Source organism: Thalassospira marina (assembly GCF_002844375.1).
In the GTDB taxonomy this organism is placed as follows: domain Bacteria; phylum Pseudomonadota; class Alphaproteobacteria; order Rhodospirillales; family Thalassospiraceae; genus Thalassospira; species Thalassospira marina.
In genome coordinates, this window is sequence record NZ_CP024199.1 from 1,717,651 (window position 1) to 1,741,377 (window position 23,727).

The 23,727-nt window shown below is 54.3% G+C and carries 22 protein-coding genes, 2 tRNA genes and 1 riboswitch; of the genes, 12 read left to right on the forward strand and 12 right to left on the reverse strand.

The genetic code is table 11. The features are described 5' to 3' along the window. Positions 1–45 precede the first annotated feature (45 nt). Positions 46–1,359, reverse strand: coding sequence for a ChaN family lipoprotein (locus tag CSC3H3_RS07820; RefSeq protein WP_101284490.1), 1,314 nt, complete (start codon positions 1,357–1,359; stop codon positions 46–48). 42 nt (positions 1,360–1,401) lie between these two features. Continuing rightward, the gene (locus CSC3H3_RS07825; protein ID WP_101284491.1) at positions 1,402–2,556 is read right to left on the reverse strand and encodes a trans-sulfuration enzyme family protein; all 1,155 of its coding nucleotides are present in this window, start codon (positions 2,554–2,556) and stop codon (positions 1,402–1,404) included. Between the two features lie 117 nt (positions 2,557–2,673). Between CSC3H3_RS07825 and CSC3H3_RS07830 the strand changes: the two genes are divergently transcribed. Continuing rightward, positions 2,674–3,978: an NAD(P)/FAD-dependent oxidoreductase gene (locus CSC3H3_RS07830; protein WP_101284492.1), complete on the forward strand. Its 1,305-nt coding sequence runs from the start codon at positions 2,674–2,676 to the stop codon at positions 3,976–3,978. Positions 3,979–4,090: 112 nt separating this feature from the next. Here CSC3H3_RS07830 and CSC3H3_RS07835 read toward each other — a convergent pair whose 3' ends face one another. The 6 genes from CSC3H3_RS07835 to CSC3H3_RS07860 form a co-directional block, all read right to left on the reverse strand. Then, positions 4,091–4,939: an EamA family transporter gene (locus CSC3H3_RS07835; protein ID WP_101284493.1), complete on the reverse strand. Its 849-nt coding sequence runs from the start codon at positions 4,937–4,939 to the stop codon at positions 4,091–4,093. A 414-nt stretch (positions 4,940–5,353) separates the two neighbouring features. Further along, positions 5,354–6,355, reverse strand: coding sequence for an MBL fold metallo-hydrolase (locus CSC3H3_RS07840; RefSeq protein ID WP_101284494.1), 1,002 nt, complete (start codon positions 6,353–6,355; stop codon positions 5,354–5,356). Between the two features lie 172 nt (positions 6,356–6,527). Further along, complete coding sequence (locus CSC3H3_RS07845) at positions 6,528–7,481, reverse strand: ABC transporter substrate-binding protein (protein ID WP_101284495.1); 954 nt, start codon at positions 7,479–7,481, stop codon at positions 6,528–6,530. A 114-nt stretch (positions 7,482–7,595) separates the two neighbouring features. Continuing rightward, a complete protein-coding gene (locus CSC3H3_RS07850) occupies positions 7,596–8,360 on the reverse strand; it encodes an ABC transporter permease (RefSeq protein ID WP_101271159.1) in 765 nt (254 codons plus the stop codon). A gap of 148 nt (positions 8,361–8,508) precedes the next feature. Beyond that, the gene (locus tag CSC3H3_RS07855) at positions 8,509–9,417 is read right to left on the reverse strand and encodes an ABC transporter ATP-binding protein (RefSeq protein ID WP_245881329.1); all 909 of its coding nucleotides are present in this window, start codon (positions 9,415–9,417) and stop codon (positions 8,509–8,511) included. After that, positions 9,408–9,519, reverse strand: a riboswitch (TPP riboswitch). Its footprint overlaps the gene before it by 10 nt. A gap of 111 nt (positions 9,520–9,630) precedes the next feature. After that, on the reverse strand, positions 9,631–10,599 hold the full coding sequence (locus CSC3H3_RS07860; protein WP_101284496.1) for a quinone oxidoreductase family protein: 969 nt from the start codon (positions 10,597–10,599) through the stop codon (positions 9,631–9,633). Positions 10,600–10,697: 98 nt separating this feature from the next. Here CSC3H3_RS07860 and CSC3H3_RS07865 point away from each other — a divergent pair, with 98 nt between their 5' ends. The 8 genes from CSC3H3_RS07865 to CSC3H3_RS07900 all read left to right on the forward strand — a co-directional run bounded on the left by CSC3H3_RS07865 (position 10,698) and on the right by CSC3H3_RS07900 (position 17,480). After that, positions 10,698–11,546 (forward strand): LysR family transcriptional regulator, encoded by an 849-nt coding sequence (locus CSC3H3_RS07865; protein WP_172963406.1) that lies wholly within the window; start codon positions 10,698–10,700, stop codon positions 11,544–11,546. 216 nt (positions 11,547–11,762) lie between these two features. Beyond that, complete coding sequence (locus CSC3H3_RS07870) at positions 11,763–12,875, forward strand: acetoin utilization protein AcuC (RefSeq protein ID WP_101271084.1); 1,113 nt, start codon at positions 11,763–11,765, stop codon at positions 12,873–12,875. Then, on the forward strand, positions 12,872–13,318 hold the full coding sequence (locus CSC3H3_RS07875) for a DUF192 domain-containing protein (RefSeq protein ID WP_101271082.1): 447 nt from the start codon (positions 12,872–12,874) through the stop codon (positions 13,316–13,318). The genes CSC3H3_RS07870 and CSC3H3_RS07875 overlap by 4 nt, the downstream gene beginning before the upstream one ends. 171 nt (positions 13,319–13,489) lie before the next feature. Then, positions 13,490–13,566 (forward strand) — tRNA-Pro (locus CSC3H3_RS07880). A 108-nt stretch (positions 13,567–13,674) separates the two neighbouring features. Continuing rightward, the gene (locus tag CSC3H3_RS07885) at positions 13,675–13,968 is read left to right on the forward strand and encodes an ETC complex I subunit (RefSeq protein ID WP_101284498.1); all 294 of its coding nucleotides are present in this window, start codon (positions 13,675–13,677) and stop codon (positions 13,966–13,968) included. Positions 13,969–14,093: 125 nt separating this feature from the next. Continuing rightward, positions 14,094–14,170 (forward strand) — tRNA-Arg (locus CSC3H3_RS07890). 541 nt (positions 14,171–14,711) lie between these two features. Beyond that, the gene (locus CSC3H3_RS07895) at positions 14,712–16,409 is read left to right on the forward strand and encodes a methyl-accepting chemotaxis protein (RefSeq protein ID WP_101284499.1); all 1,698 of its coding nucleotides are present in this window, start codon (positions 14,712–14,714) and stop codon (positions 16,407–16,409) included. A gap of 216 nt (positions 16,410–16,625) precedes the next feature. Then, positions 16,626–17,480 (forward strand): polysaccharide lyase family 20 protein, encoded by an 855-nt coding sequence (locus tag CSC3H3_RS07900; RefSeq protein ID WP_101284500.1) that lies wholly within the window; start codon positions 16,626–16,628, stop codon positions 17,478–17,480. A 196-nt stretch (positions 17,481–17,676) separates the two neighbouring features. Here the strand turns inward: CSC3H3_RS07900 and CSC3H3_RS07905 are convergent, their stop codons facing one another. The 4 genes from CSC3H3_RS07905 to hisI all read right to left on the reverse strand — a co-directional run bounded on the left by CSC3H3_RS07905 (position 17,677) and on the right by hisI (position 21,424). Beyond that, the gene (locus CSC3H3_RS07905; RefSeq protein WP_245881330.1) at positions 17,677–18,369 is read right to left on the reverse strand and encodes a DUF6198 family protein; all 693 of its coding nucleotides are present in this window, start codon (positions 18,367–18,369) and stop codon (positions 17,677–17,679) included. 232 nt (positions 18,370–18,601) lie between these two features. Next, positions 18,602–19,432: an aldo/keto reductase gene (locus CSC3H3_RS07910; RefSeq protein WP_101286151.1), complete on the reverse strand. Its 831-nt coding sequence runs from the start codon at positions 19,430–19,432 to the stop codon at positions 18,602–18,604. A 361-nt stretch (positions 19,433–19,793) separates the two neighbouring features. After that, a complete protein-coding gene (locus CSC3H3_RS07915; protein WP_101284502.1) occupies positions 19,794–20,930 on the reverse strand; it encodes a CobW family GTP-binding protein in 1,137 nt (378 codons plus the stop codon). 92 nt (positions 20,931–21,022) lie between these two features. Continuing rightward, positions 21,023–21,424 carry a phosphoribosyl-AMP cyclohydrolase gene (hisI, locus tag CSC3H3_RS07920; RefSeq protein WP_101271072.1) on the reverse strand — a complete coding sequence of 134 codons (402 nt, stop codon included), beginning with the start codon at positions 21,422–21,424 and terminating at the stop codon, positions 21,023–21,025. Positions 21,425–21,554: 130 nt separating this feature from the next. Here hisI and CSC3H3_RS07925 point away from each other — a divergent pair, with 130 nt between their 5' ends. The 3 genes from CSC3H3_RS07925 to CSC3H3_RS07935 are packed head-to-tail and all read left to right on the forward strand — an operon-like array spanning position 21,555 to position 23,662. Next, positions 21,555–22,031 (forward strand): Fur family transcriptional regulator, encoded by a 477-nt coding sequence (locus CSC3H3_RS07925; RefSeq protein WP_101271070.1) that lies wholly within the window; start codon positions 21,555–21,557, stop codon positions 22,029–22,031. Beyond that, a complete protein-coding gene (znuC, locus tag CSC3H3_RS07930; protein WP_101284503.1) occupies positions 22,012–22,860 on the forward strand; it encodes a zinc ABC transporter ATP-binding protein ZnuC in 849 nt (282 codons plus the stop codon). The genes CSC3H3_RS07925 and znuC overlap by 20 nt, the downstream gene beginning before the upstream one ends. Continuing rightward, entirely contained in the window at positions 22,853–23,662 is an 810-nt protein-coding gene (locus CSC3H3_RS07935) for an iron chelate uptake ABC transporter family permease subunit (RefSeq protein ID WP_101284504.1), read from the forward strand. Before znuC ends, CSC3H3_RS07935 begins: the two co-directional genes overlap by 8 nt. Positions 23,663–23,727: the final 65 nt, after the last annotated feature.

A 23,727-nucleotide genomic window follows, 5' to 3' on the forward strand; every position in this document is an offset into this window, starting at 1 on the left:
AGCGCTTTAACGGGCACGGTCAAACGACCACCTGCTGATCCGGCCCTATTCCTTGGGGCGTGCTGGCGGGATCGGCATAATGCGTCGCATCGGGTTATTTGATGGCTCCGGGTCTATGATCTGGCCGCTATTAGTGGCCTTTGCCGGGCTTTCAACGGCTGTGTCGGGGCTGCCCTTTGCTTTTGCGCTGCCATTGTCATTGCTGTTGGCATTCGTCGCTGCATCTTGCGTTGCCGTATCGGGTTTATCGGCGCTGGCATCTGCATCGGCATCACTATTCGCGGTATCATCGGCGTTTTCGCCTGTATTGCTGCTGTCAGTATCACCGGCAGGTGTTTTTTGCGCATCGGCGGATTGGACATGGGGCATTTCAACGCCATCACACGGGTCGGAACGGTCCAGGTCCGATGTGAACCAGATGAAATCAACACTGTGGCCGGGGCCAAAGCCATTGAGCAATTCGTCCGGCATGATGTTGGCATCACCGGGATTGGGGGCCTCGATCATGGCGATGACAATGCTGGTTCCCTTGGGGTCAAACCGTTTCAAATGCCAGGGCACGGCAACATTGGCGCGCACATGCATGGCACCGGCAATCAGAAATGCGCCTTTGATGCCTTTCTGGTGGGTGGCATCAAACATTGCACGCGCAAGCGATGCATCGCGGGCAAACTGAATGGTGCTAAAGGGCGGGGCCTGTTCCGGGGCCAGCATGCCGCAATGGGCATCAACAATTTCCTGGTCAAACAGGGCTTTGGTATCATCCGGCAGGGCAGGCAGGGCCAGCTTTTTGGCAAGGCTGACGGGCAGGGCCGAATTACCCTTGGTCATCAATGGCGATATCAGCGCATCGGGCAGGTTGCCTGCCGCCATGGGCAACTGGTTTTTGCGCGCGGCGTCGGCGATCGGCGAATAATCATGCCAGGACGGCCAGCCGCTATCTTCCCAGTTCAGTTGGGCGCCGATATCTTCGATCTCGATTTTCCTGTCATTCCAGGCGGCATCCAGGGCGGCCTGCTGGTCCCGATTGATCATTTCCCAGACAACGGCCCGTTTCAGCCCGTCGCCCGACAGCACATCCACAAGTTCGGCCTGGCGCTGATGATGGATCAGGTTGTCGTGGGTTTCGCCCAGCAAAATGTATTTTGCCCCGGCCGCTGCCGATTGCAGGGTTTCGAGGCGCACATAGTCACCCTTGGCAACATCGTATATCAGGCCCGGTGCCGGTGACATCGGGCCCAGAAACGAATTTGCCGCCCGGGATGGGCTGACAACACCGATGCAAAGAACAATCAGCAGATAAACAAAAAACGGCCAGCCGGTTTTTCCGGCCTGTGGTTTGTTGTGAATTGTTGGCATGTTCCCGTTCGGTGTTGTTCGCAATAAAAGGGCTGGATACCGTTATTTCGTATGGCCAAGGGCCGTTTCAATATCGGCGATCAGATCATCGATGTTTTCAATGCCGACCGACACGCGCAACAGGTCGCCGGGGACCGGGCTTGTCGGGCCTTCAACAGATGCGCGATGTTCAATCAGGCTTTCAACACCACCCAGTGACGTTGCCCGTTTAAACAGTTTGCAGGCATTGTGAAAGGCAATTGCCCGTTCTGTTCCGCCTTTAACCCGGAGCGACAGCATGCCGCCAAAGCCACCCTGCATCTGCTTTTTGGCAATGTCGTGGCCGATATGGCTTTCAAGGCCGGGATATTGCACCTGTTCGATTTCCGGGTGATTTTCAAAATGCCGGGCAATGGCCATGGCATTTTCCGATGCCCGCTCCACCCGGATCGCAACGGTACGCATGCCGCGCAGCAACAGCCAGGTTTCAAACACGCCCAAAACGGCACCGCCGCCTTTATGCTGCTTGCAAACCTGTTCCCAGAAGGCATCCTTTTTCGCACAGGTCAGGGTGCCTGCCAGTACATCGCTATGCCCGTTCAAATACTTTGTCGCCGAATGCATAACAATATCGGCCCCAAATTCGATCGGTCGGGTCAAAAGCGGTGTTGCCACAGTGTTATCAACGGCAACCACGGCGCCAATTTCATGGGCGGCCTTGGCAACGGCGGCAATATCGGTAACCTGCCAGTCCGGGTTTGCCGGGGTTTCCAGCCATACAAGGCGGGTTTTGCCCGGTTTCATGTGGCTGCGCCAGGCGTCGCTATCGCCATTATCGACAAAATCAAATGTCAGGCCGGCACGCACGCCCACATCCTGCATGTAACCGCGCAATGCCCAATACATCACCTTGGGGGCTACCACATGGTCACCGGGCTGCAATGCCTGCAAAACGCAAACAGCAGCCGCCATGCCCGATGCAAACAGGCGGGTATCCGCCCCGCCTTCAAGCGCGTTTAAAACAGCACATGCCTGGTCATAGGTCGGGTTGTCCGCACGGGTATAGCAGCGACCATCATGGTAGCTAAGGTCGGTATTGCGTTCATATGTGGTTGATGGATAAAGCGGCGGGGTGACCGAACGTGTGGTTTCATCAACCCATCCCAGCGCCTGCGCAGCAAGGGTGGCGGCGTGCTGGTTATTGGTTTTGTCGGGCATTTTTTGGTTTCCCTGAACATGGTGGCCGTGCTTAATTGCCCTTACCCTAATGCGCCCTATCATTTTGGGGAACCACAAAAAATAGCCACCTGTCCGGCTTTCGGGGATATATCGCAAATGCAGACACAAAACGTTCCATCACAGGCCGATGTCGTCATTATCGGGGGTGGTATTCAGGGGGCAGCCAGCGCGTATTACCTGCAAAAGGCGGGTATGTCGGTTGTCCTGCTGGAAAAGGATACGGTGGCGTCACATCAGTCGGGGCGGGCATGGGGCTTTGTGCGCCAGCAGGGCCGTGACCCTGTCGAATTGCCGTTGATGAAGGCCTGCATTTCCATCTGGCCCAAACTGGAACGCGAACTTGGCGCAGATCTGGAATGGCGGCAGGGCGGGGTGATGTATGTCGCGCAAAATGATGCTGAAATGGCATCCTATGAACGCTGGCTGCATGATGCCAAACCTTATGATATCGGTTCCCAAAAACTGGGCCGGGCCGAAGTGGTAAACCTTATGCCCGGGCTGACTTCGCCCGGTGTTGGCGGCATTTTTACTGCCAATGACGGTCAGGCCGAACCCAAAAAGGCCGCACCGGCCTTGGCCCTTAAGGCACATGAACTTGGCGCTGTCATTTTGCAGGGTTGCGGTGCCCTTGGCATTGAAACCGAGGGCGGCGCAGTAAGTGGCGTGATCAGCGAACGGGGTTTTATTAAAACCCGTATCGTTATTTGCGCTGCCGGGGCGATGACCCATAAATTTGTGGCCCGTTTCGGTCGGCGTTTGCCGCAGCAAACAACGCGCAGCACTGTTATCCGGACACGCCCGGTTGCGCCAATTTCGGCGGTATCTGCGGTGGTCGATGGTCTTGGTTTTCGCCAGCGTGCCGACGGGTCGTTAAATCTGGCTGATGATATTAACAGCGATATTGACCTGACTCTGTCGCGTTTCAAATACGCGGCCGATTTCTGGCCAGCCTACAAGGATAACTGGCGCAGCTTCAATTTCTATCTGGGTATCCGCTTTATCGATGATCTGGCCGATCATTTGCCGGGGTCGCCTGCGGCGGATAAACCCCTGATGGGGCGCCGCCAGACAACGGCATTGCCCAACCCCAAACGTATTCGCAATGCGATGGCTGCGTTAAAACGGCTTTTTCCGCACATCGAAACGCCCGAAATTGTTGATCAATGGGCGGGCGATATCGATGCCACACCCGATGCCGTGCCGGTGATTGACCAGCTTGAAAACCCCAAAGGTTTCTTTGTTGCCACCGGCTTTTCCGGGCATGGCTTTGCCATGGGGCCTATTGTCGGCAAGGTCCTGTCGGAATGGATCACAACGGGCCAGCCGTCGATCAACCTCGATGCTTTTCGTTTATCGCGGTTTGAAACCGGTGAAAAGCGCCGTCCATATAGCGTTTTGTAAGGCATGGATACGGGATTGCGCTGCATTCCCGTCTTTCCCGGTGTAAATCACCTATTCCCCTATGTGGCGCAGGGGGCGGTTGGTTATCGTCTGATCGCGCTTGCGGCTTGGCTTAGCGATGTGAAAACCGTAGCAAAATCGCACCACACACTGTCATCATTGTGGATGCCAGCTTGATCAGGTTCAGTTTTTCGCCCAGCACAACAACGCCGATCAAAAGGGCAAAAACAATGCTGGTTTCGCGAAGGGCAACAACAAGGGCAATGGGCGCATTGGTAAAGGCCCACATCACCGTGCAATAGGCGATAAAGGATGCGCTGCCCCCAACGAAAAACGCCAGTTTTCCGCCGCGTGCAATATCCCGCAGGATCAGGGGACGGCGCATATGCGCATAAAGACCAAACACCATGATATTGCCAATGGTGTGCCAGGCATAATAATCCAGCACATTGCCCGCCAGCCGTGCGCCGGTGCCATCCGTTAGCGAATAGGCGCTGATAAAACAGCCGGTAATCAGCGCCAGGACTGCTGCACGCCCATTACGTAACCCATCGGCCTTGCGCACCAGGCAAAGGCTGATAATGCCACACCCGATCAGCAAAATGGCGATGCTTTCAACCGGGGCCAACACCACACCCAAAAACAGAACGGAAATGGTTGCCACAATCAATGGCGCGGAACCACGGGCTATCGGGTAAACTTGGCTTAAATCACCCCATTGATAGGACGTGATCAAAAACCACTGATACCCCAGATGCAGGGCAACAGACCCTGCCAGATACGGCCAGCTTTCCGGGGCGGGCAAGCTGGTAAAGGGCAGCAGCACCAGCAATAACGGCAAATGACCAAAAATCACGGCGGTCATATTCAGCATCTTGTCCCGGCCACCCTTGATCAGGGCATTCCAGATGGCATGCATCAATGCGGCCCCAATCACGGCCAGAAACACGGTCATGCTCATGCCTTATATCCCCCAATATTTTAAAGCCGGTATGATGGTTGAATAATTATGCCATATTCTGATGCCGACGCTATTTAAAACCCATCGTTTCGCATATCCGGTGCGGGTTCAAGCAGCATTCGCCGGGGGAACAACGCATGAAATCAATCAATGCAGTTGATCTGGTGGCGCTCCATCATATGGAATAGGCGCGGAAATGAGCTGGATGTCATTGGCGTATCTTGAGGTTTCTACGCGGCATTCTGGATCATTGGGGATTGTTGCACCGAGGCGCAGGTAATGCGTTTTGCTTTGGCACGATGTTGCTGAGATATCTTTCTGTGAAGTGCCACGGTTCCGGATACAACGCGTCGCGTTAAACAGTCAAAGGGCCACCACATAACCATCGCTGTTGGCATGTGGCGGCCGGAAGCCTCAGCCTTCCTGCGGTGGATGAATATGGTGGTGGGTGCCACCAATGGGCAGAGCGATAAAATGGTTCGGGTCTTCGCCAGCCTGTTCCATGGCGCTATGCAGGCGGGCAGGCGGTTCATCAACCGGTTCGGATGTTAGAACAAATGTCCCCCAATGGATGGCAATCGCCTGCTTTACGCCCATCACCTGTTTGATCAAAACGGCTTCTTCGGGATTTACGTGGGCGGCCTTCATGAAATCGCGTGGTTCATAGGCGCCAATCGGAATAAGGCCAAGGTCAAACGGGCCATATTGCTCGCCCAGTTCGGTAAACAGTTTTTCGTTCCAGCCGCTATCACCGACAAAGTAAAACTTGAAGCCATTGGCAAAGGTCAGGGCGTATCCGCCCCACAGCATTTCCTTGCGGTCGCTGATTTTGCGGCTGGACCAGTGATAGGACGGGGTATGAACAATTTTAACGCCGTTAACTTCAGCATATTGGTCCCAATCCATTTCAAGGCAGCTTTCAATCCCGGCCTCTTTAAGCAGGGCGGCATTTTTAAGCGGCACGATATAGGTTGGGTCATCGCCTATCTGGCGTAATGATTCAAGGTCACAATGATCGTAATGATTATGCGAAAGCAAGATCATGTCGATCTTTGGAAGTTGATCAATTGTAAGGCCCGGCGGGGAATAGCGTTTGGGGCCGAAATTTTTAAAAGGCGACGCCCGGTCAGAAAAAACCGGATCGGTTAGAATATTGATGCCCTGATATTGCAGCAGCACGGTGGCGTGGCCAATCCAGGTGACTTGCGCTATTTCCGGGTCAGGGGTGTGAATGGCATCAAGGTCCGGGGGCGTGATGGGGGTTTTGCCGGTTTGGTGTTTGGCCTTGGGCCAGGTTTCATTGCCAAAAAGCCGGCGCCGCAAAAACCTGAAAAATGATCGTTTGCCTTCGGGCAAGGGATAGCGGTTCTCAAAACCGTTTTCAGTATGATGATCCGGACGTGATGCAGAATTCACAGTTTTTACCTTATGATTTTTGTTCTTTTACTATGTGTTGCATTTGCAATGTTGCGCAAGTGGCCCCATTACCAGTTTTTATGGTTCATCACGCACCATAAAAAACGGGCGCAGCCCAATGGCCCCGCCCGTTTTCAAAATGTTGTCTGATCGCAAATTCAGACTGTGTTGTTTATTCGATTACATCAACATAGCTGTCGATGGCTGGCTGATGATCAATAATGCCGGTATCCTGCAAATATTGGGCAAAACGGGTATAGCGGGCTTTGTCCACAGCGGCTGGGCGCAGGGCAAAACGCGGCAGGGTGTCGCTCCAGGCGCGTTTATTCAATTCATCATCAAGGTTGGGATATGCGGCGATAAACGCTTTCCAGCTATCATCGGGGTGGTTGATCAAATACTGGGTGGCTTCTTCGAGCGCATCAAGCATCATTTTCATGCGCGGGTCGCCAGCCTTGTCCTTGCGCACCGTCAGGATCAGCTCGTCATAGGGCGGAACGCCTTCTTCCTCGACGTAAAATGCCTTGCCCGGTTTGCCTTCAATTTCCATCTGGTTAAGTTCGAAATTGCGGTAGGCCCCAATCACGGCATCAACCTGCCCGGAATAAAGCGATGGTGAAAGCGAGAAATTGACATTCACCAGTTCAACCGAATTGATATCAACGCCGTGGCTTTTCAGCATGGTGCCCAAAACGGCATCTTCAAAACCAGCCAGTGAATAGCCGATCTTTTTGCCTTTTAGATCGGCAATGTCCTTGATTGGACCGTCTTTTAACACCACCAGCGCATTCAGCGGTGTTGCCACCAATGTGCCAATGCGCGTTAACGGCAGGCCCTCTGCCACCTGCACATGCAATTGCGGCTGGTAGTTTACGGCAACATCACCCTGGCCTGCCGCCACAAGGCGCGGCGGGGCGGATGGGTCTGCCGGTTCGACCAGTTCAACATCCAGGCCGTGCTTGGCAAAAAAGCCTTTTTCCTTCGCCACCACCAGTGGTGCGTGGTCCGGGTTTACAAACCAGTCCAGAAGAATGGTCAGTTTTTCGTTGGCCTGGGCGGGCAGGGCAGCAAGGCTAAGCGACGCGCCAATCGTCGCAACCGATAACATGGTTTTCAGGCGTGACATGGGTTGGTTCCTATTTTCCGGCAGTCAATAACGCGAACAAGGGTGAAAAATCTGGCATCGGGCACCGCGCTGCATTTTCGCATTTGCGCGGTGGCCGGTGCGCCAATTGTTTGGTTAATCGTATTTTGCCAGGCTGTCGGGCTGCCAGGGCAGCATCCGGCGCAGGGCACGATCAACAATGAAATACTGGGTAATCGAAAAGGCGCACAGGATCAGCAGACAGGCAAAAACCATGTCAATCTGCACTCTGGCATTGGCATGCAGCATCAGATAGCCCAGCCCGCGGCTGGACCCGACCCATTCGCCAATAATCGCGCCAATCGGGGCAACCGCCGTCGCCACCCGAAAGCCCGATGCAAAGGATGGCAGGGCAGCAGGCAACCGCACATATTTAAGCATGCGCCAGCGGCTGGCCCCCATGGTTTGGCCCAAATCCAGCCAGCCGGTTTCAGTGCGTGAAAGCCCGTCAAAAAACGCTACTGTCACCGGGAAATAAATGATCAGGGCCGCCATGGCGATTTTTGATGCCAGGCCAAAACCCAGCCATAAAACCAGCAGGGGGGCGATGGCAAAAAACGGGATCGCCTGTGATACCAGCAAAATTGGCATCAGCCAGAAACGCACGGGTGCAAACAATGCCATGGGCAGGGCGGTTAAGCCGCCCAAAATTGCCCCGGCAAACAGGCCAATCACGGTTTCGGCAATGGTATAACCTGCATGCATCGCCAGCACATTATGCTGGCGGATTAACGCATCGCCCACATCGCGCGGCGAAGGCAGCATATAGGGCGGCGCGCCGGTAATGCTGACGACCGCCTGCCAGGTTACCAACAGGGCAAGAATAATGATCAGGGGGCGGGCCGCACGAACAATCTTCATGCCGCGCGAACGTCCTTTGGGTTTCTTTCGGTGTGCGATTGTGGGGGCGCTGTCCGTCGGGCGCATCTTGGGTGTGGGGCCAGTCGCCTGTCCCTGCTGCTGCCCCATTTCTGGCGGCGTTGCGGTGATTGATGATGTGCGGGAATGATCAGGCATTGTCACCTCCGGCAAAGCTGGCGGTGGTACTGGCACTGGTGCTGGTATTGGTGCTGGTTGCGCGGGTGGTATTATGGCCCTGGGTATGGCTGTGTCCCGGTGCCTGTTGCGTCATGCCGGTTTCTTCGCCCGCCCCTAACAGGCGCAGTAATTCGCCCTGGTGGCGCATAACCTCGCTATTGGCAACATCCCGCGGAATATCGCCGTTGGGCACGCTGGTTTGTGTCAGGCGTGCCGGTGCGCCACGCAGGACATGAATGTAATGCCCAATGCGCAGCGCCTCCAGCGGGTCATGTGTGACCAGCAAAACGCTTTTTCCTGCCAGCATACGTGCCGCAAGGTCCTGCAATTTCAGCCGGTTTAACGGGTCCAGTGCGGAAAAGGGTTCATCCATCAGGACAACCGGCCGGTCTTCCATCAGAGTGCGGGCAAGGGCCGCGCGCTGTCGCATCCCGCCCGACAGGGCCGCAGGCCGCAAATGTGCTGCATCAAGCAACCCAACCTGTTCAAGCAAATGGCAGGCGCGGTCATGGTCTGGCTTTTCACCGCGCAACACGGCGCCAACCACAACATTTTCCAAAACCGTGCGCCAGGGTAATAACAGGTCCTGCTGCGCCATATAGGCAACACGCCCGGCAAGGTTGGTGCCATCGCTGCACGTAATATCGCCGGAAACATCACCATCAACCAGCCCGGCCAGATATCGCAAAAGGGTGCTTTTGCCCACGCCCGATGGCCCCAAAAGGCAACTTGTGCTTTGTGCCGGCAGGTGCAGGTCCAGATCGTGGAAAATTTCGATATCGTCAAAGGCAACGCGCCCGTGACGCAGCCAGACATCAAAATTACAGGCTGTATTTGTGGCCCCATCCCGGTTGGGGGGCATATCATCATGTCGTGCCATACGATCCTTCCTACGCCGGTCTTAACCGGTTCAGGTTCAAAGGGTCGTGCGGCAACACCGCACCTCTCAGCCCGTTTACGACAGGCCCCCCTGGAGATGAGGCGACTATGCGCAGATGAAACCCCGACGTCAAGTTTTGAGATCACTCTATTTTGTGTGATCCTTGCATGTTTATGGTGCGTCGGGGTGACATTGCCGCAATGGGTAAGGGGTTTATGCGGTGACCTTCAGGTAAACCGCCCCGTTGGTTGCCCCGGCCTCCAGGTCCTTATGGGCCTGTGAAGCATCGGAAAAATCATACATATGTGCCGCCGGGAAAGAAGCATGGCGCAAAATATCAAACCATGCCTGCGCCGCCTTGTGATATTCCTGCAGGTTATTGATGTAGGCAAGGACACTGGCGCGAATAAGAAAACGGTTTGCCAGCGTGTTCACATCGAGCAACGGTAATTGCCCACCCACCTGGCCGATATTGGCCGTGATACCAAATGGTTTGGTGGTGCGAATGCTTTTATTCAGGGATTCCCCACCAATACCGTCAATGGCATAATCAACACCCTGTCCATCCGTCAGGTCTTTGATCGCGGTTTCAAAATCCTGGTCCTTGTAAAATATTGCGTGGTCCAGGCCCTGTTTTTGCGCCAGTGCGGCTTTTTCCGGCGTGCTGACGGTGCCAAAGGTCGTGATACCCAACTGTTTTGCCCAATGCACCAGCACCTGGCCTAGCCCGCCCGCCGCAGCGTGGATAAGCATGCTTTGCCCGGCCTGCACCTTGCAAACATGCATCAGCAGAAAATAGGCCGTAAGTCCACGTAACAGCGACCCGGCAATTTTTTCGTCGGCAATGTCGCCCGGCAGCTTGACCACGCGGTTGGCGGCAACGTTGCGGTGGGTACAATAGCTGCCAACGGGGAACCCGGCATAACCAACCCGGTCACCAATTTCAAAACCCGTCACATTGCTGCCAATCGCACAAATGGTTCCCACGGCCTCGACGCCGATACTGCCGGGAAGGCTGGGCATGGGATACAGGCCCTTGCGGAAATACACATCCACATAATTAACGCCAATCAGGCTTTGTTCGATGCATATTTCATCGGCCTGTGGGGCCGGAATATCAATGTTGGTGGCATATAAAACCGATGCGTCCCCGCTTTGGTCCATGTGAATGATGCGGCTCATGGCTGGCTCCTTAATGTTGTGACAGCATCAGGATTACGGTGTATGGCTGTTGGGGGAAATTGCATATATTTGCATAGTAAATGGGTGAAAATGCGCAAATGAACTGGGAAGATTTCCGTTATTTTTTAACCCTGGCCGAAACAGGCAGTTTTTCGGGCGCAGCCCGCAAACTGGGTGTGGATCACAGCACAGTGGCCCGCCGCGTAACCGCGCTGAAGGCAGATACTGGACTGCGCCTGATTGACCGTTTGCCAAAAGCGGTGATGCTGACCCAGGAAGGCCAATTGCTGGCGGGACGCGGGCAGGGGGCGCTAGAAGCCATGTTTGCCGTGGAGCGCGCAGCGGCAGGGTCGATGACAGGCGTTTCAGTCCCGCTTTGCATCAGCGCGCCGCCTTCGTTGGCCCGCCACGTGATTGCGCCACGCCTGCTGGCTTTTCGGCAACAGCACCCGGATATCGAGGTGATCCTGCAGGGACAAACCCAGTCAGCCGATCTTAACCGGCGCCAGGCTGATATTGCTATCCGGCTGTCGCGACCCCGAAAATCCAGTGTGATTACCCGCAAACTGGCCGATATGCCGATGGCCTTTTATGGTGCGGTTGATTATCGCAAGGCCGAGGCCGACTGGGACCTGATCAGCTGGGATGAAAGCAGTGCGGATATTCCGCAATATCGCTGGCTTGAAGACAGGCTGGCGGGGCGGTCGGTTGTTTTGCGATCGAACGATATGGATGTGCAGGCGGCGGGCGCGCGTGCCGGGGTGGGGGTGACATTACTCCCCTGTTATCTGGGCGATGCAGACCCGCAATTACGCAAATTGAAAGGCCGGGAGGATTTCCCCACCCGCGAGATATGGATGCTGGTCCATGCCGATTTGCGCCATGCCCCGCGGGTACGAAACGGGATGGATTTTTTGATCAGCACCATCCGTTCGCTTGCCGCGTGATGGTTTATCGGGGGTGAAAAGCCGTCAAACATGTTTCAATTTTTGAAATATTGCAGTTGCGAGAATATTTTGACGGTTTTTACGTAATATCCCTTGAAATTCAGGCGCGCTTCTGCAAACCCTAATACCGAAAGCACAAAGGGGTGTGGGCCTTGGCCCTCTAACGGTTTTCTGTGCTTTTCTGCTGTTATTCATGCCTTGGTGTTCTGAATTTTTATGCTCCACGCGCCGCGTATGATTGCCGCCGAAATTTATCGCGGTTCATCCTATGGCCCCAAACATCCTTTGGGTATTCCGCGGGTATCGCTGGTTGTGGACATGGTTCATGCCCTGGGTTGGGTGGATGCGACGAATTATATTGTCGGGCCGCTTGCGACACCGGCGCAGCTGGCGCGTTTTCATGCGCCAGATTACATTGCCGCCGTGATGCAGGCCGAACGGGACCAGTCCCTGCCCGAAGATATGATGATGCGCTATAAGCTGGGCAAAAACGGAAATCCGATTTATCCGGAAATTTTCCGTCGTCCGGCGACATCGGCCGGATCATCCATTCTGGCAGCGGCACTTTTGAAGGATGGCGGCATTATCCATCATCCGGCGGGCGGCACCCATCACGGGCGCGCTGCCGAGGCATCGGGCTTCTGTTATTTCAACGATCCGGTATTGGGTATTTTAACCCTGCTGGATGGCGGGCTGGACCGGGTGCTGTATGTGGATATTGATGCCCATCACGGCGATGGTGTGCAGCTGGCCTTTGCCGATGATGACCGTGTTTTGACGGTATCGGTTCACCAGCAGGATTTGTGGCCCAAAACCGGGGCCGTAACAGACATTGCAGGCGGCATGGCGCGCAATCTGCCGGTTCCGGCCGGCATGAATGACGATGAAATGCGTTTTGTGCTGCATGAATATCTTTTGCCGCTGGCCAGGGATTTCAACCCCCAGGCCGTGGTAATGCAGTGCGGATGTGATGCTCTGGCAGAAGATCCGCAATCACGGCAGATGTTGGGGAATACATCTGTCTGGGAAGTGGTAAGGGAGTTTATGGATATTGCCCCGCGACTGATGGTGTTGGGTGGCGGTGGTTATAACCCCTATGGGGTGGCCCGATGCTGGGCCGGGATATGGGCAGTGCTGAATAAAAATGAAATTCCGGAAAAATTACCGGAATCAGCAGAAGAGATACTGCGTGACATAAAATGGTCGCATCGTCTTGGCAGAGAGCCGGCGGCCAACTTGTTAACGACCCTGGCCGATAAGTGGCGGGGTGGGGAGATACGGGCGGAAGTCCGTGGTCATGTGCAGTTTCTAAAAGGGTATGGGGTATGAAGTCTTTCGTTCAAACGGTGTTTGTATTTTTCTGTGTCAGTGCGGCGGTTATGGCTGGCCTGAATGCAAAAGCCACAGGTTTTGAGCGATCGCGCCTTCTGGTCGATGGACAGGTCTTTGACGTTGAACTTGCGCTCAGCCCCGATGAACGGGCGCGCGGTTTGATGTTCCGGACCCAGATGGACGATGAAAACGGCATGCTGTTTGATTTTGGCCAGGCGCGTGATGTGTCGATGTGGATGAAAAATACGTTCATCTCGCTTGATATGCTTTTTATCGGGCAGGATGGCAAAATTGTCGGTATTGCACCGCGCACGGTCCCGAAATCCGAAGCGATCATTTCATCGCCGCGCCCGGTCCGTTTCGTGCTGGAGCTGAATGCCGGTCTTGCCGAAAAATTCGATTTCAAGGTTGGCGACACCGTTGATGGCCTGCCGCGTTAATTGCGCGCGGCAGTGAATGGGGAATGGCCCGCCAGTTGTTCTGGTCTGGCGGGGATGACGGGCCGGTTTTGCCGAAATGGGCAAAACGGCATGTTGTTGTAAAAAAGGTGATAAAAACCGACAAACCGGTCTTGCCGCGAACAGATTAAGGTGCTAAATCCCTCCCCGTGTCGGGAAGTGGCGCAGTCTGGTAGCGTACCTGCTTTGGGAGCAGGGGGCCGTGGGTTCGAATCCCGCCTTCCCGACCATTTTTCATCCAGAAACGGGTGTTTGCATTTTTCAAGTGGCCCGTTCGGGTGTAAACTGGAATGTGACGGTCGTATTTCAGCCGGTTGATCAATCTAACGAGGGTGCCGATGAAGGTTCGTGTTTTCAAACCCGCGAAAAATGCCATGCAGTCCGGTCGTGCCGGTACCAAGCATTGGGTCATGGAATTTGAACCGCGCGCTCAGAAACTGCCGGATCATCTGATGGGCTGGATCGGGTCAACCGATACCCGTGGTCAGGTCCGGATGGAATTTGAAACCCTGGAAGAAGCGCAGGCTTTCGCAGCAAAACATAATTTGATTGCTGAAATCGAACAGCCGAAAAGCCGCAAGATCCAGATCAAATCCTATGCCGACAATTTCGCATTCAAGCGCGTTGTCTGATTGAATTTTCTGGTTTGGTTTCAAACCGGTTTGCGGGGCGGTATACGCCCCGTTTTGCTGTAAAAGCGGTATTTGCATGCCGCAGCCTGGTTCGCATCAGTCCGGATGCCATACCAGCACCCCGCGGTCCCTTAGCTCAACTGGATAGAGCAACAGACTTCTAATCTGTAGGTTGCAGGTTCGAGTCCTGCAGGGATCGCCATTTTCCTCTGAAATGAATGTTTTGCACATCTGCCCCGGCATAAAATACGGGCGTGGATTTCGCTTGTCTGATATAGTTATGTAACCACAGGTTGTTGTGGTCGCGCTTCTGCCTTCTATTGGGGGAGCGCAGAGGACAAGGCTTGGCCGTCCATAAAAGACGGTTTGCCAAAACATGTTTGCATCCGATGGCGGGTTTTCACGTATTTCGTGTGAATTGTTTCAATTTGTATCAATTCGCATTTCATAAGTTCTAAGCCTTTAGTCTTAGCCGCAAATTATTTGCGCTTTTTGCTTAAAATTTATCAGCGCCCTTATTCAAAACCAGGGGCTATATCCCAATATGCGCATTTAAGCATCATCACCATGATGACTGATTTGTACGAACGTAGTTTGTGCCTTGTCTGCGGCCGGTTTGATCAGGTCGCTCCGCGTAAGGATATCAACCTGCATTTGCCCGGCTGGAAGCCGGGAACAATCAGACGACCGGAAGTGTGACGCGCCTGATACCACAATGCATAGACGATATTTGGAGGGTTTGGATGTTCGGTATTCGATCGGATGCAGACAACATTCTTGATGCGATTAAACGTTCGCAGGGGACGATCGAATTTACACTCGATGGAAAGATTGTTGATGCCAATTCGAATTTCCTGAAACTGATGGGCTATGACCTGCGCGAGGTTGTTGGTCAGCACCACCGTATTTTCGTGACCTCGGAAGATTCGACATCTGCCGAATACAAGGAATTCTGGCGCCGCCTGCGGGCTGGCGAATCATTTGGTGCGGTTTTCCGCCGTGTTGCCAAGGATGGCACGGAAGTCTGGATTCAGGCGACCTATAACCCGGTTCTGGACCGCAAAGGCAAAACCTACAAGATTTTCAAGGTTGCAACCGATGTGACCGAAAGCCGCCTGCGCGCAGCCGACCACGCAGGCCAGGTTGATGCCATTCGCAAATCCGAGGCCGTGATCGAATTCGATCTGGAAGGGAATATCTCCTACGCCAATAACCATTTCCTTTCGGCAATGGGATATCGCCTTGAAGAAATTAAAGGCAAGCATCACCGCATGTTTGTTGATCCGGCCTATGCCGAAACAAAGGAATACCGCGATTTCTGGCGTCGTCTGGCAGCCGGTGAATATCTGTCGGGTGAATATCAGCGTTACGGCAAAAATGGCCGTGAAGTGTGGATTCAGGCCTCCTATAACCCGATCTTCGATATGGCTGGCCGTCCTTTCAAGGTGGTGAAATACGCCGCCGATGTGACAGAAACCAAACGCACCGCCATTGACCATGCCGCCCAGCTTGAAGCGGTAAACAAGGTAGAAGCCGCCATTTCCTTTGATATGGAAGGCAAGGTTCTTGATGCCAATAAGTTGTTCCTTGATCTGATGGGCTATCGCCTGGACGAGATCAAAGGCAAACATCACCAGATGTTTGTTGGCAAGGAAGCGGCGCAAAGTGCTGAATACAAAGAATTCTGGGAAACACTGCGAAATGGTAAATATCTGGTATCCGATTTCAAACGTTTTGCGAAAAACGGCAAGGAAGTCTGGATTCATGCCAGCTATAACCCGGTCTTTGATCTGAATGGCAAGCCCTTCAAGGTCGTGAAATTTGCATCCGACATTACGGCAAATATGCATGCGCGCAATGTGTTGCAGGAACTGGCCGAAGGGTCGTCCGAAAGTGCGGAAATGATTACCAGCGCATCCGAAGAGATGCTGGCATCGATCCGTGAAATCAGCCAGAACATGCTGAAAACCCAGAATATCGCCGATGAGATTGTCGCAAAAAGCGACGCTGCCGAAGAAGTCCGCCTGGATCTGGAACAGACATCCGAGGCGATGGAAGGTGTTGTTGGCATTATTCGTGATCTGGCCGATCAGGTGAATCTGCTGGCCCTGAATGCAACCATCGAGGCCGCCCGTGCTGGCGATGCGGGCAAGGGTTTTGCCGTTGTTGCTGGCGAGGTCAAAAGCCTTGCCACCCAGACAGCCAAGGCAACGGATGAAATTGCAACCCAGATCGAATCCATGCAAAGCATTACCCGCCGTGTGACCGAATCAACGCAGGATATTTCCAATTCGGCTGGCTCCGTTGCGGATTATGTGAATGCGGTTGCCTCTGCCGTGGAAGAACAAACCGCCGTCACCCAGGATATTTCGCGCAATATTGAAGTCGTCTTCCGCGGTATTGTTGAACTGGCTGATTGCGTTCGCGGTATCGCCAAATAACGTTTCTGTTCATGGTTCATGGCTGCTTGCCATGGCCCTGAATGCTATCCTTGAAACCGCCCGTCAGGTTGGCCTTTCGGGCGGTTTTGCATTGGTGGCAGGCGTAACGTCCTTGCTGCATTCCGTCGTTCAATTTCGCCAATTTATGCTTTGCCGTTATCCCGACATGATCGCCCCGCAAACTGCAAATAATCAGGGTGGCAGGGATGATATCGAATGTCGGGCACTTCACGGTTATGCGTCATCGCGGGAACATTGCTGGTGTTTGGCGCAGTTACGTTTGCGGGCATATCGCTCCGCCCGGGGCAGGGCCATGCCAACGCCAACCTGCCGGTGCAAAAGACAACCGTCGCATCGCCCGATGCAGTGGATCGCGGTAATTTTGGTCCCTTTGTCCGTTCCCTGAATGACCGACCCTATGGCTATCAACTGGTGGCGGACCCTGCCATTGCCGCAGGGGGTGCCAATGCCGCCCTTGCCCCCCGGCTGGTTGAACGGTTTGAAGTTCGCCCCGGTGATTGTGGGGGGGATAACGCCATTGATTGTGGCCGCGATCGTGAACGTTCGGAACTTAGCGAACGTGGCGACCGCAACCCACAAGGCAGCACCTACTGGTATCGCTGGTCACTTTATATTCCCAAGGATTTTGTCGATGTCAGCCCGACCAAGGTTGCATTGGGCCAGTTCCATCAGGAAGGCAGCCATCCAGCCTGGATGTTCGAGGTGGATGGGGCCGGGTATCATCTTGATGACCATGTTACGACGCGCAAACCGCGTTATCACACCCTGATCAAGGGGGCGTCCCTGCGCGGGCGCTGGCATGATATTGTTGTATTCGCTCATTGGGCAAAGGACGATAGCGGTGTCTTGCGCGTTTGGGCCGATGGAAGCCTGAAATTTGACTATCAGGGACCAACCATGACAGCGGAACGGGTTTACTTCAAATACGGGTTATACCGGTCCTTTGTTTCGCGTTATCAAAATGCCAATGAAACTGACCGCGTCCCGGCCCAAACGGTTTATTTCGCCAATGTCAGTCGCGCGGAAAACCGGGCGGATTTGACGCAGTAAAATAAACTATCCCGTCGTGCCGCTATGCAGTTCTTTTGCGGCTGTTCCCATATATCAAGGGCTTGGCATATTCCCGCGCGGTTCTTCCTGGGTGCCGTGTATGGCGGCGCTGAGCCCCGGTACTTTGTGCATGGCATGAAATGAAAACGCGGTATGCCAGGGTGGGATAGCGCTTTTTTGTTGGGAAAAGGCGATGTTAGCGCGCCGTAAAATAGCGCCCTGGCCGGTGGTTCAGTGCTATGATCAGGTTTAAAATGGCTGCACCCGCAAGCGATAACAAAACCTTGTCAAAAGGCAGGATAAACAGCGCGCAAACCATGATGCAGGTATCAATCGCGAGCTGAAAATAGCCTGCGCGAATGCCGTGATGTTCCTGCAAATAAAGGGCAAGGATATTGATGCCCCCCAAACCGGCGCGGTGACGAAACAGCATCAGCAGGCCAACACCCATCAGGCCGCCGCCAATCAGCGCGGCATAAAGCGGATGCAGGTTTTCAATGCTGATCCACATTGGGGTCAGGCGCGAAAAGGCCGACACCAGCCCAACCGCGATAAAGGTTTTAAGGGTAAATTCCCATCCCATCCGTTTAAAGGACAGCCAGTAAAACGGCAGGTTAAGGGCAAAAAATACAATGCCAAAGCCAAGGCCGCTGGCATGATGGATCAGAAGGGCGGCACCTGCTGTACTGCCAGTAATTAAAATGGCCTGCGAATACAGCGTCACACCCAGTGACACAATCATGGTGCCCAGCACCAGCGCCAAGGCATCTTCATATTTGCGATGCGCAATCTGGGCGGTGCCTGTGTCGGTTTTGGGTGCAGTGCCGCCGTTATCACCATCGTTATCTCTACCGACCGTTTCCCGGCTGGCGTGCATAGGTGCGTTCATGTCGGATGGGGCCATCGCGGCTGATGGGTGCGTCTGATGTATATCGGCCATTGCCATCATCAATCATAAATTTTGGAATGATGGAATGTTACGCATTTCGCATGTGCGAAACAAGTGGGGGTGTTGACCTCGCCAATATTCGCTTTTTTATGCCTTAAATGGTTGTTTAAACGCAAAAGACCGGCCTTTTCGGGGCCGGTCTTGCTTCTTTTGTGCTGCAATAATGCCGGGCTTAGGCGGCATCATCCCATTTCGGGGCGAATTCGGGGTCAATCATGCGGCCATCCGGGCGGGCCAGATTGCTGATTTTCGCCATTTCATCCTGGCTCAGCTCGAAATCGAAAATGTCGAAATTGGCCTTGGCATTTTTGGGCGATCCCGATTTGGGAATGGCCATGACATGATCCTGCTGCACCAGCCAGCGCAGCGTCACCTGTGTCGCCGATTTACCATGTTCCTTGCCAATCGCGATCAGCGTGTCGTCTTTCAGCACCTCGGCACGGGCCAGCGGGCAATAGGCGGTCAGCAGCATGTCATGCTTTTTCAGGCAATCCAGCACCGTCTTTTGCGACAGATACGGGTGATATTCGACCTGGTTGCACAAAAGCGGCAGGTTGCTGTATTTCACCGCCTTTTCGATCAGGGCGGTGGGGAAGTTGGAAATACCAATATGTTTGGTCATGCCCAGATTGCGCACTTCGTTTAGCGCGGCAATGGTTTCTTCCAGCGGGATATCGTCATTGGGCCAATGCAGTAGCAATAGATCGACATGGTTCAAATCCAGCTTGCGCAGGGATTCAACAACCGATGTCTGCAAATCGCCGCTCTGGAACTGGTCGGACCAGACTTTGGTGGTCAGAAAATAATCGTCACGGGCAAGGCCGCTCGCCTTAAGGCCACGGCCAACACCTTCCTCGTTGTGATACATCTGTGCGGTGTCGAAATGGCGATAACCAATCTCGGCGGCCTTTGCCACCATGGTTTCGGCGGCCTGGGGATCAAGCTGGAATGTGCCAAAACCAAGCGCAGGTATCGAAACTCCGTGAATGTCACGTGTGATCATGGTGCGTATCCCCTGTATATGATTGTCGTTTTGCCATGCTGATACATAAATGCGGGTCTTTTGCGGCGCCGCATTGTTGGTCGATGTATCTAGGCTCATGGTCCGATTTTAAAATGAGAATTAGTTCAGATCAATTGATCTGCAACCTGTACGGGGGAATGAGGGGGCAATACCTGCCGCAAAACGGGTGCCTGAAAGGCCGCCCAAAATGGCTGCGGGCAAGAAAAAAGCCGGTCGTGAATGCGGCGACCGGCTATGAAGTTTCAGGACTTAGAGTGAGGCTGTATCAAGCCTCCCTTAACCTGACAGGTTATGGTCCTCTATACCTTGATATGCGTCAAATCGCTGGAAATATGCCGGATTAGCCGTGTTTTTCTGCGTCCGCCCCGGATGTTTCAGCAACCGCCGCATTTAATTGCAGCAGCGACTGGCGAATGACATCTGGCCCCAGATCACGGGTAATAAAAACCAGTTTGGAACGGTGATCGTCGCTGGGCCAGGCGGGCAGGGTCGCAGGTGGATGAAATATATGTTGCACTGCATGGATTGCGACCGGGCATTCCTCGCCAACCAGGTTCAGGATGCCTTTTATGCGCAACAGATTCTCTCCGCGCATCTGGGTGAAAATCTCGGCCCAGGTCACGAACGCATCCCAATGCAGCGGTTCATCAAATGTCAGGCAAAATGATGAAATATGGTCATCATGGCGGTTTACATCATGGTGATGGGTGTGGTGGCCTTCATGTTCATGTTCATGTTCATGTTCATGGCTGTGATGATGGTCATGAGTATGTCCATCATCATTCCCGGCATAGGCTTCTTCACGCAGCCATTTCTGCACATCAAGCGATTTGGTTTCGGGGTTATAAAGCCCGGCATTAAACAGCTTTTTGGGTTCCACCTTGCCCATATGCACCCGGTAAAGCGGGGCGGCGGGGTTCAGGCAATGCAGGCGTGTTTCAAGGGCTTGCAGGTTTTCATCTGTTGCCAGGTCGGCCTTGGTAATCAGGATGCGGTCGGCCACGGCCGCCTGTTTCACGCTTTCAACATGGTCATCAAGCTGCTTGCTGCCATATACGCCATCGACCGTGCTGACCACGCTATCCAGGCGGAATTTATTGGTCAGAAGCGGGTCTGTCATCAGGGTGTGCAGGATCGGGGCCGGGTCGGCAAGGCCGGTGGTTTCAATCACCACCCGGTCAAACGGGGCCACTTCGCCCCGGGTACGGCGAATAAACAGGTCACGCAGCCCGCTAATTAGGTCACCCCGCACCGAACAGCAAATACAGCCCGAATTAAGCAGCACCACATCTTCGGAAACTTCCTGAACCAGCAAATGATCCAGGCCAATTTCGCCAAATTCATTAATCAGTACGGCAGTATTGCGCATGTCTTCATGCGCCAGCAGGGCGTTTAACAGGGTGGTTTTGCCGCTGCCCAAAAAGCCGGTAATGACCGTTGTGGCAATGCGTTCGTTCTGTTCATCCCTGATCGCCATGATCCTGCCTTCTGGATTATTGGGTTATTTCGTTTGGCGTGCGCGGGGCAGGGTATGCATGCATGGCATTCTGCCCGGTTGCGCAATGCTGCCTAGTGCTTGGCACCATAAAGCGTTTCAACCGACACTTCGGGTTCTGCAATAATGGTTTCGGCCCCGTCGCGTACGGCAAGGTAAAAACAGTTGCGCCGCCCGGTATGGCAGGCAACACCTTTCTGGTCGACCTGCACCAGCACGGTGTCCTGATCGCAATCATAGCGGAAATCAACGAGATGCTGTTCCTGGCCGGAGCTTTCGCCCTTGCGCCACAATTTCCCGCGCGAGCGCGAAAAATAACACACACGCCCGGTGCTTAACGTCTCTATCACGGCATCCCGGTTCATCCATGCCATCATCAGAACTTCGCCGCTGTCATGCTGCTGGGCAATGGCCGGGATCAGTCCCTGTTCGTTGAATTTCAAACGGTCGGCGATTGCGGCAAAATTATTGCTCATGGCTGCGGGCTCCGGTCGTACGGCGTGGTGAAATTGTCTGTTGGCTCTTGACGAAATGATATAATATAACACTTGGGTAAAAGCGATCCCCAATCGCGACATAATGCACACAAGTCACCAGGAACACGCAATGACGGACCTTTTCCCTAAAAAGGGGCATGATCACGGTCGCTGTATTGATAGCGCCCTTCGGCAGGCAGAAGACGTTGCCGAAGCCAACAATGCCCGCTTTACCGACATGCGTCGCCGCGTTTTCACCCTGATCTGGCAGTCGCACAAGGCCATTACCGCCTATGAATTGCTCGATTCCCTGCAGGCTGAAGGGGTGCGTGCCCAGCCGCCCACGGTTTACCGGGCGCTGGAATTTCTGGTGGGTTTGGGGCTGATCCACCGTATTGAATCGCTCAATGCGTATTTTGGCTGCGATATGCCGCATCACGAACATCTGGGGCAGTATTTTATCTGCCGCAATTGCGGGCGGGTTGCCGAGGCCGTCAATGATGATATGAGCGATGCCGTCCGTGCCGCTGCCAGCGCCGTTGGTTTCCGTATCGAGGCCACCACAATTGAAATCAAGGGATTATGCCATGACTGCGCCACTCATTGAGGGGCAGGATCTGACGCTTTCCTTTGGCGGGGAAGCGGTGCTAGATCATGTCAGTCTGGCGATTTTCGCAGGCGAGATCATGACCCTGATCGGCCCGAACGGCGCGGGGAAATCCACGCTGGTCAAGGCGCTGTTGGGGTTGCAGGCCGTTGAAGGCGGCCGTGTCACGCGCAAGCCCGGCCTGCGCGTGGGTTATGTACCGCAAAAGCTGGCCATTGATCGTGTGCTGCCCATGACGGTGAAGCGGTTTTTGAACCTGACACATCATGCATCACTGTCAGACCGCGTCGATGCCTTAAAACAGGTTGGTGCCAGCCATGTGCTGAACAGCCAGATCGGCGATCTTTCCGGCGGGGAAACCCAGCGTGTGATGCTGGCGCGTGCCCTTTTGCGCAAACCTGATTTACTGGTGCTTGATGAACCAACGCAGGGCGTTGACGTTGCCGGGCAGGCAGACCTTTACCGTCTGATTGAAACCATCCGCAAGGAACAGGGGTGTGCGGTTCTGATGATTTCGCATGATCTGCATCTGGTGATGGCGAAAACCGACAAGGTTGTCTGTTTTAACCGCCATGTCTGTTGTTCCGGCCTGCCCGAAACCGTGCGCCAGCACCCGGAATATCGGTCGCTGTTTGGCTATCGTGCGGCGGATGCCATTGGTATTTACCACCACGAACATGACCATGAACATGATTTGTCGGGGCAGGTTGTTGGTGGTTGCGGCCATGATCACAGCCATGACCATAACCACGATCATGGACACGACCATAGCCATTCACATCATCACGACCATGATGCATCGCGCGCAAAGGAGCATTTGAATGGATAGTTTCCTGCTTCGCGCGGTAACAGGTGGTGTGTTGCTGGCACTGGTTTGTGGGCCGTTTGGCACCTTTATTGTCTGGCGGCGCATGGCCTTTTTTGGCGATACGCTGGCCCATTCGGCCCTGCTGGGGGTTGCTGTGGGCCTGTTATTTGGCATTGATGTGCGCTTTGGCATGATCATGACCTGCCTGATGGCAGCCTTGTTGCTGGCCCTTGGTCAACGGCAAAGCAAACTGGGCAGTGATACGGTTTTGGGTATGCTGGCCCATTCAACCCTTGCCCTTGGTATGGTGGCGCTGGCTTTTGTTCAGGGCGTTGCGGTCGATATTATGGCCTATCTGTTTGGCGATATCCTGGCGATCAACACCACCGACCTTTGGTTGCTGGGCCTTGGCGGCGGGGCGGCGGTTGCAGCCCTGGTTGCCATGTGGCGGTCTTTGCTGGCATTAACCGTTTCCCCCGAAATTGCCGCCGCTGAAGGTGTGCCGGTCGAACGTTTGCGCCTTGTTTTTATGCTGCTGATGGCGCTGGTCATTGGCATTGCGATTAAAATTGTTGGTGTATTGCTGATCACGGCACTTTTGATTGTGCCCGCAGCCAGTGCACGGTTTTTTTCGCGCACGCCTGAACAAATGGCCATTGGTGCCGCCCTGTTCGGCGTGGCGGCGGTTCTGGCCGGCATTACCCTGTCCTGGCATATCGATAGTCCGGCAGGGCCCAGCATCGTTATTTCGGCGGCTGGCCTGTTTTTGGTCAGTAGTGCTATTGCTCCGTTATTGCGTCGCCTGGTGCGGTTATCGGCCTGATTTTGTAAAAACCGTTTCTGGTGATGCGGTAAAATAAAAACGGCGCGGGATGCTATTTCCCGCGC

Bases quoted from the DNA above. Each gene is read 5' to 3' on its own strand.
- CSC3H3_RS07820 (WP_101284490.1), bottom strand. From the start codon at position 1,359: ATGCCAACAATTCACAACAAACCACAGGCCGGAAAAACCGGCTGGCCG.
- CSC3H3_RS07825 (WP_101284491.1), bottom strand. From the start codon at position 2,556: ATGCCCGACAAAACCAATAACCAGCACGCCGCCACCCTTGCTGCGCAG.
- CSC3H3_RS07830 (WP_101284492.1), top strand. From the start codon at position 2,674: ATGCAGACACAAAACGTTCCATCACAGGCCGATGTCGTCATTATCGGG.
- CSC3H3_RS07835 (WP_101284493.1), bottom strand. From the start codon at position 4,939: ATGAGCATGACCGTGTTTCTGGCCGTGATTGGGGCCGCATTGATGCAT.
- CSC3H3_RS07845 (WP_101284495.1), bottom strand. From the start codon at position 7,481: ATGTCACGCCTGAAAACCATGTTATCGGTTGCGACGATTGGCGCGTCG.
- CSC3H3_RS07850 (WP_101271159.1), bottom strand. From the start codon at position 8,360: ATGAAGATTGTTCGTGCGGCCCGCCCCCTGATCATTATTCTTGCCCTG.
- CSC3H3_RS07855 (WP_245881329.1), bottom strand. From the start codon at position 9,417: ATGGCACGACATGATGATATGCCCCCCAACCGGGATGGGGCCACAAAT.
- CSC3H3_RS07860 (WP_101284496.1), bottom strand. From the start codon at position 10,599: ATGAGCCGCATCATTCACATGGACCAAAGCGGGGACGCATCGGTTTTA.
- CSC3H3_RS07865 (WP_172963406.1), top strand. From the start codon at position 10,698: ATGAACTGGGAAGATTTCCGTTATTTTTTAACCCTGGCCGAAACAGGC.
- CSC3H3_RS07870 (WP_101271084.1), top strand. From the start codon at position 11,763: ATGCTCCACGCGCCGCGTATGATTGCCGCCGAAATTTATCGCGGTTCA.
- CSC3H3_RS07875 (WP_101271082.1), top strand. From the start codon at position 12,872: ATGAAGTCTTTCGTTCAAACGGTGTTTGTATTTTTCTGTGTCAGTGCG.
- CSC3H3_RS07885 (WP_101284498.1), top strand. From the start codon at position 13,675: ATGAAGGTTCGTGTTTTCAAACCCGCGAAAAATGCCATGCAGTCCGGT.
- CSC3H3_RS07895 (WP_101284499.1), top strand. From the start codon at position 14,712: ATGTTCGGTATTCGATCGGATGCAGACAACATTCTTGATGCGATTAAA.
- CSC3H3_RS07900 (WP_101284500.1), top strand. From the start codon at position 16,626: ATGTCGGGCACTTCACGGTTATGCGTCATCGCGGGAACATTGCTGGTG.
- CSC3H3_RS07905 (WP_245881330.1), bottom strand. From the start codon at position 18,369: ATGAACGCACCTATGCACGCCAGCCGGGAAACGGTCGGTAGAGATAAC.
- CSC3H3_RS07910 (WP_101286151.1), bottom strand. From the start codon at position 19,432: ATGATCACACGTGACATTCACGGAGTTTCGATACCTGCGCTTGGTTTT.
- CSC3H3_RS07915 (WP_101284502.1), bottom strand. From the start codon at position 20,930: ATGGCGATCAGGGATGAACAGAACGAACGCATTGCCACAACGGTCATT.
- hisI (WP_101271072.1), bottom strand. From the start codon at position 21,424: ATGAGCAATAATTTTGCCGCAATCGCCGACCGTTTGAAATTCAACGAA.
- CSC3H3_RS07925 (WP_101271070.1), top strand. From the start codon at position 21,555: ATGACGGACCTTTTCCCTAAAAAGGGGCATGATCACGGTCGCTGTATT.
- znuC (WP_101284503.1), top strand. From the start codon at position 22,012: ATGACTGCGCCACTCATTGAGGGGCAGGATCTGACGCTTTCCTTTGGC.
- CSC3H3_RS07935 (WP_101284504.1), top strand. From the start codon at position 22,853: ATGGATAGTTTCCTGCTTCGCGCGGTAACAGGTGGTGTGTTGCTGGCA.